Source organism: Amycolatopsis echigonensis, from assembly GCF_014174495.1.
GTDB lineage: Bacteria > Actinomycetota > Actinomycetes > Mycobacteriales > Pseudonocardiaceae > Amycolatopsis > Amycolatopsis echigonensis.
Map to the genome: position 1 here is coordinate 1 of NZ_JACJHR010000142.1, position 11243 is coordinate 11243.

An 11243-nucleotide genomic window follows, 5' to 3' on the forward strand; every position below is an offset into this window, starting at 1 on the left:
ACGGGCCCCCGAAGGCGGCCCCGGCGGCGGTCCGGGCGGCGGAGGCCCCGGCGGTTCGCTCCCGCCCATCCCGGCCACGAACACCGACCCCGATTCGACGAGGGCGCAGGGCTTCACCCCGCCGAGCATCCCGCCGATCCCGGGCGGCGGGACTCCCGGCGGCACGAACTTCACCCCGCCGAACATCCCGCCGATCCCCGGCGGCGGCAACCCGGGCGGCACGAACTTCACGCCGCCGGCGTTTACCCCGCCGACGTTCAAGGACGGGGACCCGTACAAGCCGAACTCGTACAAGCCGCAGCCGTTCAAGCCCCCGTCCCTCGAGGGCCCCGGCGGGATCAAGCCGTACGAGCCGAAACCGTTCAACCCCGGCAAGATCGGCCCGGACGGCAAACCGCTGTTCCCGGGCGGCACCGGGCCGAGCGGCGAGAAGCTCGGCGGCATCGGCAAGGTCGGCGGCGTCAACGGCGAGAGCATCAGCAGCAGGCTCGGCGGCGGCGCGGGCGGCGGCGGTGCCAAGGGCGGCGGGGGAGCGTTCAGCGGTGCGGGCGGTTCCGGCCCGGCCGAGGAAGGCGTCGCCGGGCGCGGCGGTCCCGGTTCGGGCGCGGCGGGCGGCAAGGGCACCGCGGGCGCACCCGGCATGGGAGCCATGGGCGGCGGCAAGGGCGGCAAAGGCCCGGAGGACAAGGAACACAAGGTCGCGAGCTTCGTCGAGTCGGACGATCCGTCGTTCTTCGCGCCGGACGAGGTCGTCGCCCCGCCGGTGATCGGCGACTGGAAGAACAAGGACTGGAAGTGAGGCGGCGATGAGCGGAGGCGCACAGGGGTTCCGCGTGGAACCCGACGACCTCGTGGCGCACGCGAGCCACCTGGACGGCCTGGTGGACCGGCTGAACACCGCGGCGCAGGCGGCGAACTACGCGATGTCCGACGACGCGTACGGGGTGCTGTGCGCGTTCCTCCCGCCGATCATCAACCCGACCGGCGAGAAGGCCAAGGAAGCGATCAGCGGGGCGATCGAGGGCGTCCAGGCGACCGCCGACAACGTGCGGACCGCCGCGAAGTCCTACCAGGAGGGCGACGAGGGCCAGTCGAAGCCGTTCAGGAAGGTGGCGACCGAAGGGCCGCTCAGCGACGAGAACGGCGCGGAGCTCAAGGAGCGCTTCCGGGCCGGCGGGGCTGAGCCGGTGCAGCCGAAGGAACGGGTCGACGCCTCGTTGCGGGTGAACCGGGACGCTGCGCCGGACGAGACGTAGCGAGGCGGTGGCGCCCTCGCGGCGCGGCGGCGGGCGGGTACCGTCGAGGGAATGACGGTGCCGGTCGCGGCGAGGACACGACCCGCCCGCAGCGGCGCGGGCGACGGGATTCGAGGAGAACGAAAAGCATGACCAGCGCGGGTGGGCTGGGCGACCTGATCAGGGACCCCGACGACGCAATCCGGCGAATGGACGAATGGGCGGCCGGGTTCGCCCGCAAGGCGGAGCGCTACGCGGCGGCCCAGCAGGAAACCGAGCGGCTGCGGCTGACCGCGACGAGCCCGGACGGGACCGTCAAGGTCACCGTCGGGGCCGACGGGGTCGTGTCGGACCTGGTGTTCAGTTCCCGCACGCGCACCATCCCGCCGGAGGAGCTCTCCAGGATGGTGCTCGAGACCATGCGCAAGGCGCAGTCGGGCATCACCGACCGGGTGGCCGAGGTCATGGGCCGCAGCCTCGGCGACGAGGACCCGGACACCCGCGCCGTCATGCTCGATTCGCTCCGCAACCGGTTCCCGGACCCCGACCCGGACCCGGCCGACCAGCAGGACGGCCCGGACGCGGAACCGGAGCCGCCCGCCGCGACGCCGCCCGCGGCGGGAGGCGCGGCCCGTCCGCCCGCTTCGCCGCCCGCTCCGGGCGGACCGGCTTCGCCGCCGCAGGGCCGCCGCCCGGGCGGCATCGACCCGGACGAGCAGGACAACAACCCCTGGTGACTCGGGCGGTGCGCCCCGGCTTCGCGGCCGGGGCGCACTGTCGTTTGTGGACAGTCTGATGTGGACTCAGGGTGCCGGGTCTGTTCGCAGCAGGCCAGACAGCGCAGGCAGATCAGCGCCAGCCGCGCCCCACTCGGCCGGGTAGGGCGCAGGCAGGGCCGCTTCGCCGGTCCCTCTGGGGAAAGCCCGCTGGTACCGCAGAACCACCCCCACGACGAGCCCCCGGACGCCGCCAGCACTTGCACCGACCGCCACGACACCGCCAGAACACGAAGAAGTTCGCCGGGCCGTTGCGCGGTGCCGGATTTTCAGAGCCGCGGCAGCGGAACCTCGGCCGCCAGGTCCTCCGGGGCCGACAGCCGCCACGCCTCGTAGACGAGTTCGGCCAGTTCGTCGGCCTCGATGCCGCCCAGTCGCACCACCACCCAGCCGAACCCGCCGGACGTGAACTGCTCCTCGAAAACGTCCGGCCGTTCCGCGACGAGCGCCTGCTGTTCCGCGATGGTCTGCTTGAGCCCGACCGTGTCCGTGCGCGGCCAGTGGTAGCCGAAGCGCTTGCCGCGCACGCTGAACGACGTGTAGTCGCGGCCGCTGCCGCGTTCGACGTCGCGCAGCTTGCGGATGATGCGATCGAAATCCGTGCTCGGCACCGGCCCTGGCCCCCTCCATCGTGGACCCGGCCATCTTACGGCGGCGGATCCGGCGAGTTCGGCTTACGGTGGTGCGCGGAGGTGCCCGAATGTCCGAACTGGCCGGTGGCATGCCGCCTGCGATCGAGCCGATGCTGGCGTCGCCCGACGGCGGCAAGCTGCGCGACTCCCCGGCGTACGCCTACGAGTTCAAATGGGACGGTTACCGGGCGACCATGCGCGTCGCACCCGACGGGAGCACGTTGCTGACCAGCCGCAACGACAACGACTTCACCACCAGGTTCCCGCAGCTGTCCGGTGCGCTCGGCGACGCGCTCGGGGGACGCCCGGCGGTACTGGACGGCGAGATCGTCGCCCTGGACGAGCACGGCCGCCCCGACTTCGGGCTCCTGCAGAACCGCACGTGGAAAGCGGTCGCGTACTTCGCTTTCGACCTCCTGAGCCTCGGCGGCGAAAGCCTGCTCGACGCGCCGTACGAGGAACGCCGCGAGATGCTCGCCGAGATCGAACCGCCGGACCGGAAACTGGTCGCGATCACGCCCTGGTACCGGCACGGCGACCTCGCCGAAGACGGCCTGACCCCGGCCGGCCTGCTGGACGTCGCGCGGAAAATGATGCTCGAAGGCTTGATGGTGAAGGCTCGCACGTCGCGGTATCACCCGGGACGGCGCAGTCCGGAATGGCTCAAGCATCCGCTCGTGCAGACGACCGAGGTGGTGCTCGGAGGCTGGCGCGCGGGCCAGGGCCGCCGCGAGGGCACGATCGGCGCGCTGCTGCTCGGCGCGCACGACCCGGAGTCGGGGGAGCTGCGGTACCTGGGCGACGTCGGCACCGGCTTCACCGACGCGATGCTCAAAGACCTTCAGGCGCAGCTCGTTCCCTTGGAGCGCAAGACAAGCCCGTTCGCCGAGCCGGTGCCGCGGGACCGGGCGCGCGGCGCGCATTGGCTGGACCCGAAGGTGGTCGGCGAGGTCGTGTACCGCCGCCTGACCCCGGGGGACGGACGCCTGCGGCATACGGCGTGGCGGGGATTGCGGCCGGAACGGCGTCCGGACGAGGTCGAGGTTCCGGAGCGGTGACGGGCTGACCGCCGCGCGCTCACGGAGACCCGTCCGAGAACTCAGCCGGTCTGCCGCAGCCCGGTGATCAGCAGCGCGGCCAGCCGGCGCGCGTCGTAACTGTCGTCGGCTTCCGCGCCGATGCACAGGTTTCCGACGCCGCGCATCAGGTGGATGGCCTCCAGGTCGGTGTGGATTTCCCCGGCCTTCTCGGCGGCGTCGAGCAGTTCGGTGCACACCGGGACGAGGCGGGTGAGGAAGTATCCGTGCAGCGCCTCGAACCCGCTGTGGTCGGACTGCATGATCCCGGCCAGCCCGTGTTTCGTGACGAGGAAGTCGACGAACAGGTCGATCCACTGCGCGAGCGCGGCGTGCGGGGACTCGTTCTCCGCGAGCAGTTTCGGTCCCGCGTCGGCGCACGCTTCGACCTGGTGCCGGTACACCGAGATGATCAGGTCCGCGCGGGTGGGGAAGTGCCGGTAGATCGTGCCGACGCCGACGCCGGCCTTGGCCGCGATGTCGCGCACCGGCGCGTCCACTCCGGACGCGACGAACACCGCCGCCGCCGCGTCGAGCAGCGTTTTCTCGTTGCGCCGGGCGTCCGCCCGTTTCGTGCGGGCCCCCGCGTTCTCACCCACGTGCCACTCCCTCCGCGTGCCGCCGGTAGACAAGCGGAACCATGTTCCGTATAGTTACCGGAGCAACGTTCCGTTTGCTCATGATGCCAGACCGGGCCGTCGGCCACCACACCCTCCTGCCCGGACGGCGAAAGAAGGTATTCCCCATGTCCGCAGTACAGCCCGCGGCTCCGGTCGTCTCGGTGAAACCGGTGCGGCTCGACGCGCCGGGCCGCGGCGAGGACCTGCCGGTGCGCGTGTCCGCCCCGGCCACCGGACAGGACCTCCCGGTGATCGTTTTCTCCCACGGTTTCAGCTCTTCCCTGGACGGTTACGCCCCGCTCGTCGACTACTGGGCCGCGCACGGATTCGTTGTCGTGCAACCGACTCACCTCGATTCGCGGACCCGCGCACTGCCCGCGGAAGACCCGCGCACGCCGAACATCTGGCGCTTGCGGGTCGAGGACCTCCGGCACGTCATCGACCAGCTCGACACCGCCGAAGCGGCTCTGCCCGGGCTGAGCGGGCGCGTCGACCACAGCCGGATCGCCGTCGCCGGGCACTCCTGGGGTGCGCAGTCGGCGAGCATGCTGCTGGGCGCGCGCGTCGTCGAGGCGGACGGCAGCCTCGGCGAGGATCTGACCGATTCGCGAGTGTCCGCCGGGGTTCTGTTCGCCCTCACCGGCATCGGCGGCGCGGACCTGTCGCCGTTCGCTGCCGAGCATTTCCCGTTCATGAGCCCGAATTTCGACGGCCTGAAGGCACCCGCGCTCTTCATCGCCGGAGACCAAGACGATTCGGCCCTGTCGGTGCGCGGCCCGGACTGGTTCACCGACGCGTACCGGCTCAGCCCGGGGGAGAAGAGCCTGCTGACGCTCTTCGGCGCGGAGCATTCGCTCGGCGGCATCACCGGCTACGGGGTCACGGAGACCACCGACGAAAGCCCCGAACGTGTGGCCCTTCAGCAGCGGCTGACCACGGCGTATCTCCGCAGCGCGCTCATCCCTGGCGACGACAGCTGGGCGGGGATCCCCGACAGCCCGCTCGGCCGCGTCGAATCCCACGAGTGAGAGGACTTCCCCCGATGACCGAGAGACCTCGGTTCGGCATCATGACCGCGCCGATGCAGACTACGTACGCCTCGCTGCGGGAGGTCTGGCGCGAGGCGGACACCGTCCCCGCCATCGAGCACGCTTGGCTGTTCGACCATCTCCTGCCCATCGCCGGAGAACTGGACGGGCCGATTTTCGAAGGCTGGACGCTGCTTGCGGCGATGGCCGCGCAGACCGAACGGCTCCGGCTGGGGCTTCTGGTGACCAGCAACCGGTTCCGCCCGCCGGCGATGCTGGCGAAGATCGCCGCGACCGTCGACGTCGTGTCCGGCGGACGGCTCGACTTCGGCATCGGCGTCGGCTCCCGGCCAAGCCACCCGATCGCCCGCCGGGAGTACGAGGCGCACGGCCTGCCGTATCTGGAGACCGCCGACGCGGTCGGCCGGTTCGCCGAAGCGTGCACGGTGATCCGGAAGCTGTGGACCGAGGACAAGCCGTTCGATTTCGCCGGCGAGCACATCCAGCTCACCGGTGCGTTCGGCAACCCGAAGCCGGTGCAGCGCCCGCACCCGCCGTTCGTGATCGGCGGCCGGGCCCGCGCGACGCTGCGCGTGGTCGCCGAGCACGCCGACGTCTGGAACATCCCCGGCGGCGACATCGCGGACGTCGTCGAGCGCAGCGCGATGCTGGACGAGTACTGCGCGGAAATCGGCCGCGACCCGGCGGAGATCACGCGCTCGATCCATCTGCCGGTGTCCTACGACCAGCCCGCTCTCACCCGGACGGCGATCGGGCAGGCGCTCGAAGGCGGGTTCAGCCACGTCGTGCTCGGGCTTCCCGCGCCGTATCCGGCCGGGGCCGCGCGGTGGGTCGCCGACGAGCTGATCGCCAAGGCGGGCTAGCCGTTTCCTCAGCGCGCGGCTCGCTGGAGGCGGAGCTGGCCGATCTCCGCGACGTTCTTCATCAGCTCCGCGTTCGCCCAGGCGATCAGGTGCCCGAGGGTGCGCCGGGGGTCGTCTTCGGGGAAGAACGGAACGGCGGAAGCCAGGTCGGCGTCGGCGAGCCGGTCCAGTGCGGCGAGCCAGTCCGCGCGCAGGCCGCGGAGCCACGCGACGGCCGGCTCGCCGGGGCCCGGCCAGGCGACGTCGTTCCGTTCCCGCGGTTCCCGACCGCGAACCCGGTCGAGGGCGACGCTCCACCACCAGCCGAGGTGCCAGCTCAGCCAGCCGATGGTCGGCACCGGAACGGGATCGGGTTCGTGCTCGGCCCAGTCCGGCGTCCACGTTCCGTCTTCGGCCCGGTGCATCGTCCAGCACAGCGCGGCGGGCTCCCAGCGGAAATCGGCGGGTTCGAGCTGCTCCAGGTGGTAGTCGAACAGCGACCACGTCAGGTCGAACTGCCAGCGGAGCAGCGCAAGGGAGGAATCGGGCACCGGCCGACCCTCGCACACCCTCGGGCGCGGCGGGAACCGAGTTTCGCGGCGACAGGCGCCGCCGCCGGGCAGACCGCCGACCTGCGGCAGGGCGGGCAAAGCACCCGCCTTCCGGTGGTCGACCGGAGGGGAGTGGCCGTGCCAAGATGACGCGCCTGAACGAGAAGGGGGCTCGGCAGTGGTGCTTGAGCAGGAAGTGAACACGGCGGGGCGGATCCGGCGGGTGGCGCTCGCCAGCGCGGTCGGGACGACGATCGAGTGGTACGACTACTTCGCCTACAGCACGGCGACCGCCTTGGTCTTCAACAAGCTCTTCTTCCCTTCGCTCTCCCCGGCGTCCGGCACGCTCGCCGCGTTCGCGACGCTCGGCGTCGGGTTCGTCGCGCGGCCGCTGGGCGGGATCGTGTGGGGCCACTTCGGCGACCGCGTGGGGCGCAAGGCGATGCTGGTCGCCTCCCTGGTGCTGATGGGGCTCGCGACCGCGGGCGTGGGCGCGCTGCCGACTTTCCGCCAGGCCGGTGTGATCGCCCCGGTGCTGCTCGTCGTTCTCCGCGTGCTGCAAGGGATTTCGGCGGGCGGCGAGTGGGGCGGCGCGGCGCTGATGGCGGTCGAGCACGCGCCGGAAGGCAAACGCGGCCGGTACGGATCGTTCTCGCAGATCGGCGTCCCGGCCGGGCTCATTCTCGCCCAGCTGGTGTTCTTCCTGGTGAACAGTTCGCTGTCGCCGGACGAGTTCCGGTCGTGGGGCTGGCGCATCCCGTTCCTGGTCAGCTTGGTGCTGGTGGGGGTCGGGCTGGTGATCCGGTTGCGCGTGGAGGAAAGCCCGGTGTTCGCGAAGCTGCGCAGCACCGGCGCGCGCAGCCGGCTGCCGATCGTGGAGGTGCTGCGCGCGCGGCCGAAGCAGGTGCTCGCCGCCGCGGTCAGCTTCATCGCGAACACCGCGCTGGGCTACATCTTCTTCGCTTACCTGCTGTCGTACGGCACTTCGGTGCTGAAGCTGTCGAGCACGACGATGCTGGTCGTGGTGATTGTCGGCAGCGTCGTGTGGCTCGCGAGCATCATCGCGGCGGCGATCTGGTCGGATTCGGTCGGGCGGAAACCGGTCTACCTCGCGGGTTCCGTGCTGCTGGTCGTGTGGTCGATCCCGTTCTTCCTGCTCGTGGACACCGCACAGCCGTGGCTGCTGATCGTCGCCGTGGTGGTGCTGAACATCGGCCTCGGCGCGACGTACGGCCCGCAGTCGGCGCTGTTCTCGGAGCTGTTCGAATCCCGGTTCCGCTACAGCGGATCGTCGTTCGCCTACGCCGTGGGCGCGGTGCTGGGCGGCGGGTTCGCCCCGCTGATCGCGGCCTCGCTGCAGAGTTCGACCGGGACCTCGTTGTCCGTCTCGCTGTACATGGTGGGGGTCGGCGTGCTCAGTCTCCTTGCCGTGCTGGCGTTCCCGCGCAAGCCGCTCGTGCCGGTCACAGCAGAGTGAGCGGCACCGCGTCGGCCATCCGCTGGTATCCGGCGTCGTTCGGGTGCAGGTGGTCGCCGGAGTCGTAGGCGGGGAGCATCGCGAGCGGGTCGGCGGGATCGCGCACGGCGGCGTCGAAGTCGACGACACCGTCGTAGATCCCGCTGGTCCGGATGAAGGAGTTCACCGCCTGGCGGGTTTTCTCCAGCGTCGGGTCGTAGACCTTCCAGCCCTTGAACGGCGTCAGCGTGCCGCCGATGACCCGGATGCCTTGTGCCTTGGCCTGCGCGACGATCTGGCGCAGCGCGGAGACGATCATCGCCGGGTCGGTCTGGTGCGGGTTCTGCTGGATGTCGTTGATGCCTTCCAGCACGATCAGCGTGCGGACATCGCCGCTGGTCAGCACGTCGTCGGCGAGCCGGGCGAGCGCGTTGCGGCCGGCGGTGCCTCCGTCGAGCAGCAGCCGGTTGCCGCTGATCCCGGCGTTGAGCACGCCGAGCTGCCCGTGCAGCCGGTCGCTCAGCCGGTCCGGCCAGCGCCGGTTGGCGCAGGGAGTGGAGTGCGCGCCGTCGGTGATCGAATCGCCGAGCGTCACGACGGTGCCTCGTGCTGGCCCGCGTACGTCGACTTCGCTGACGTAGTGCCACACCGCGGTTTGCTCGGTGAACGACGCGCCGGATTCCTCGCCCGCGAAATCGCCGGCGCGAGTGAAGTACGACGTCTGCTGGGCGAGCGGATGGTAGGTCACCGGTCCGGACGGCGTCGGCACGTAGGTGGTCACGAGGAGGTCGGCGTCCGCCGGAACGCGCAGCCACGCCGGGTCGCTCAGCACCTCAGCGCCCGGCGGAACGACCACAGTGGACTGTCCGCCGAACGTCAGCGTGCGCATCGTGCCGCTCGCCGCGCGCGGGCCGTCCGCGGCGACGGCCAGCGTCACGTGGCCGAGGGTGAGCGGCGCGGTGCCGAAGGTGTTGGAAAGCCTTACCCTGGCTTGATTTCCGCCGGCGCTGGTGTGCACGACATTGCGGATCGAGTAGTTCGGATACCCCTGCGGCGTGTTCGCCACCGCGGCCGCGGGCGACGCCGCCCACGTGCCGACCCAGCCGTGCGCGGCCAGATCGCCCTCGGCGCTGCCCGACGCGGTGACCGCGCCCAGCGCGAGCACGGCGGCCGTGCCCAGAGTCAGGATCCGTTTCATGGAGACACTGTGCGCGCCTCCGCGCGGCGCGGCAGCCGCGATCCCGGTCATCGGGTCGACAGAAAACTGGACAGGTTCTGCCTCCGGACGGGGGATACGACGGTGGTGTTCCGGTCTCCAGGGGACGACCATGGAGTGATGACAGACTCACAGTGGGTACCCCTATCCGGAAGTCTGCGTCCCGCGCTCGCCGAGGCCGAGGTGCTCGGCCCGCTCGACGCGGACGCCACCGTCACCGCGACCGTCGTGCTGCGGCGGCGTGCCGAGCTGGACGTGGCCGCGCTGAGCGAGCCGCTCGCCCCCGAGGAATTCGCCGACCGCTACGGGGCGTCCGCCGACGATCTCGACCTGGTGCGCACTGTCCTCACCGACGCCGGGCTCACCGTCACCGACGCGCACGCGGGCTCGCGCCGCGTTTCGGTCCGGGGCCCGGCGCGGGCGATGACGGCCGCGTTCAAGACCGAACTGAACCGCGTCCGCTACGGCGAGACCGGCGAATTCGCCGCGCGCAGCGGGGAACTCCAGGTGCCCGCTGAGCTCGGGGACGTCGTGGTCGCCGTCCTCGGCCTCGACGAACGACCGCAGGCGCGGGCGATGTTCCGGCGGCACAAGAAAGCCGCCGCGAAGGGGTACACACCGGATCAGGTCGGGCAGCTGTACGGGTTCCCGGCCGGCACCGACGGCACCGGGCAGACCATCGCGGTGATCGAACTCGGCGGCGGGTACAAGCCGGAGGACCTCACGAAGTACTTCTCCGGCTTGAAGATCACCGAACCGAAGGTGACCGCGGCCGGGGTCGACGGCGGCAAGAACGCGCCGACCGGCGACCCGAATTCGGCGGACGGGGAAGTGGCGCTGGACATCGAGGTGATCGGCGCGCTCGCCCCCGGGGCCGCGCAAATCGTGTACTTCGCGCCGAACACCGACCAGGGTTTCCTGGACGCGGTGAGCACCGCGGTGCACGCGTCGCCGACCCCGGTCGCGGTCAGCATCAGCTGGGGCCAGTCCGAGGACCAGTGGACGCCGCAGGCCCGCAGCGCGATGGACCAGGCGTTCGCCGACGCCGCCGCGCTCGGCGTGACGGTGTGCTGCGCGTCCGGCGACAACGGCAGCGCCGACGGGCAAACCGACGGGGCGCAGCACGTCGATTTCCCCGCGTCGAGCCCGCACGCGCTCGCCTGCGGCGGCACCAAGCTCGACGGCACCCCACCGTCCACAGTGAACTCCGAAACAGTCTGGAACACCGCCGGCGGCGGGGCGACCGGCGGCGGGGTGAGCGACGCGTTCCCGGTGCCGGACTACCAGAAGTCCGCGGGCGTGCCGACGCGGGCGGGGGACGGAAAGCCCGGCCGAGGCGTGCCCGACGTGGCGGGGAACGCGGATCCGGCGACGGGGTACCAGGTTCTGGTCGACGGACAGCAGATCGTCGTCGGCGGCACGAGCGCGGTTTCGCCGCTGTGGTCGGCGTTGCTGGCCAGGCTGGCGCAGTCGGCCGGGCGCGGATTCGGGCTGGTGCACAGCAAGCTGTACGCCGGGGTCGGCGCGGGCAAGGCACAGCCGGGGTTCCGCGACGTCACCGAAGGCAGCAACGGCGCGTACTCGGCCGCGGCGGGATGGGACGCGTGCACCGGGCTGGGAACACCCGACGGCGCGGCGCTGCAGAAGCTTCTCGGCGGCAAAGCGTCCTGAATGGACAGTCAAGAGGCGGCGCCGAATTCAAAACCCGTCCAGCGTGAGTCCGAATCCTCCCCCCGCCGGTCAACCGGTCGTTGACGGATGGGGGGCGATCGTGCTGGCCGGTCCCGATG

At 71.4% G+C, this 11243-nt stretch carries 10 protein-coding genes and 2 pseudogenes; 8 read left to right on the plus strand and 4 right to left on the minus strand.

Annotation, left to right across the window (positions count from 1 at the left end; translation table 11 throughout):
- The 3 genes and pseudogenes from H5411_RS44120 to H5411_RS44130 all read left to right on the plus strand — a co-directional run.
- A pseudogene (locus H5411_RS44120) lies at positions 1-799 on the plus strand (hypothetical protein); the annotation flags it as partial.
- Between the two features lie 7 nt (positions 800-806).
- Positions 807-1106 (plus strand): annotated as a pseudogene (locus H5411_RS44125) (type VII secretion target); the annotation flags it as partial.
- Between the two features lie 278 nt (positions 1107-1384).
- Positions 1385-1972, plus strand: a complete 588-nt coding sequence (locus H5411_RS44130) for a YbaB/EbfC family nucleoid-associated protein (protein ID WP_183127666.1) — start codon at positions 1385-1387, stop codon at positions 1970-1972.
- A gap of 308 nt (positions 1973-2280) precedes the next feature.
- Here the strand turns inward: H5411_RS44130 and H5411_RS44135 are convergent, their stop codons facing one another.
- The gene (locus H5411_RS44135; RefSeq protein ID WP_101440477.1) at positions 2281-2622 is read right to left on the minus strand and encodes an MmcQ/YjbR family DNA-binding protein; all 342 of its coding nucleotides are present in this window, start codon (positions 2620-2622) and stop codon (positions 2281-2283) included.
- 89 nt (positions 2623-2711) lie between these two features.
- On the opposite strand from H5411_RS44135, the gene ligD reads away from it, so the two are divergent.
- Positions 2712-3701: a non-homologous end-joining DNA ligase gene (ligD, locus tag H5411_RS44140; protein ID WP_101440476.1), complete on the plus strand. Its 990-nt coding sequence runs from the start codon at positions 2712-2714 to the stop codon at positions 3699-3701.
- Between the two features lie 41 nt (positions 3702-3742).
- On the opposite strand, the gene H5411_RS44145 is transcribed toward ligD, so the two are convergent.
- The gene (locus tag H5411_RS44145; protein ID WP_183127668.1) at positions 3743-4318 is read right to left on the minus strand and encodes a TetR/AcrR family transcriptional regulator; all 576 of its coding nucleotides are present in this window, start codon (positions 4316-4318) and stop codon (positions 3743-3745) included.
- Between the two features lie 146 nt (positions 4319-4464).
- Here H5411_RS44145 and H5411_RS44150 point away from each other — a divergent pair, with 146 nt between their 5' ends.
- Both H5411_RS44150 and H5411_RS44155 read left to right on the plus strand, forming a co-directional pair.
- Positions 4465-5367 (plus strand): alpha/beta hydrolase family protein, encoded by a 903-nt coding sequence (locus tag H5411_RS44150; protein WP_101440474.1) that lies wholly within the window; start codon positions 4465-4467, stop codon positions 5365-5367.
- Between the two features lie 14 nt (positions 5368-5381).
- On the plus strand, positions 5382-6251 hold the full coding sequence (locus H5411_RS44155) for an LLM class flavin-dependent oxidoreductase (protein WP_101440473.1): 870 nt from the start codon (positions 5382-5384) through the stop codon (positions 6249-6251).
- A gap of 8 nt (positions 6252-6259) precedes the next feature.
- Here H5411_RS44155 and H5411_RS44160 read toward each other — a convergent pair whose 3' ends face one another.
- A complete protein-coding gene (locus H5411_RS44160; RefSeq protein ID WP_312878745.1) occupies positions 6260-6781 on the minus strand; it encodes a DinB family protein in 522 nt (173 codons plus the stop codon).
- Between the two features lie 178 nt (positions 6782-6959).
- Between H5411_RS44160 and H5411_RS44165 the strand changes: the two genes are divergently transcribed.
- Positions 6960-8258 carry an MFS transporter gene (locus H5411_RS44165; RefSeq protein WP_183127670.1) on the plus strand — a complete coding sequence of 433 codons (1299 nt, stop codon included), beginning with the start codon at positions 6960-6962 and terminating at the stop codon, positions 8256-8258.
- Here the strand turns inward: H5411_RS44165 and H5411_RS44170 are convergent.
- On the minus strand, positions 8245-9435 hold the full coding sequence (locus tag H5411_RS44170) for an SGNH/GDSL hydrolase family protein (RefSeq protein WP_183127672.1): 1191 nt from the start codon (positions 9433-9435) through the stop codon (positions 8245-8247). The genes H5411_RS44165 and H5411_RS44170 overlap by 14 nt on opposite strands.
- A 138-nt stretch (positions 9436-9573) precedes the next feature.
- Between H5411_RS44170 and H5411_RS44175 the strand changes: the two genes are divergently transcribed.
- The gene (locus H5411_RS44175; RefSeq protein ID WP_183127674.1) at positions 9574-11124 is read left to right on the plus strand and encodes a S53 family peptidase; all 1551 of its coding nucleotides are present in this window, start codon (positions 9574-9576) and stop codon (positions 11122-11124) included.
- Positions 11125-11243: the final 119 nt, after the last annotated feature.

Bases quoted from the DNA above. Each gene is read 5' to 3' on its own strand.
- H5411_RS44130 (WP_183127666.1), top strand. From the start codon at position 1,385: ATGACCAGCGCGGGTGGGCTGGGCGACCTGATCAGGGACCCCGACGAC.
- ligD (WP_101440476.1), top strand. From the start codon at position 2,712: ATGTCCGAACTGGCCGGTGGCATGCCGCCTGCGATCGAGCCGATGCTG.
- H5411_RS44150 (WP_101440474.1), top strand. From the start codon at position 4,465: ATGTCCGCAGTACAGCCCGCGGCTCCGGTCGTCTCGGTGAAACCGGTG.
- H5411_RS44155 (WP_101440473.1), top strand. From the start codon at position 5,382: ATGACCGAGAGACCTCGGTTCGGCATCATGACCGCGCCGATGCAGACT.
- H5411_RS44170 (WP_183127672.1), bottom strand. From the start codon at position 9,435: ATGAAACGGATCCTGACTCTGGGCACGGCCGCCGTGCTCGCGCTGGGC.
- H5411_RS44175 (WP_183127674.1), top strand. From the start codon at position 9,574: ATGACAGACTCACAGTGGGTACCCCTATCCGGAAGTCTGCGTCCCGCG.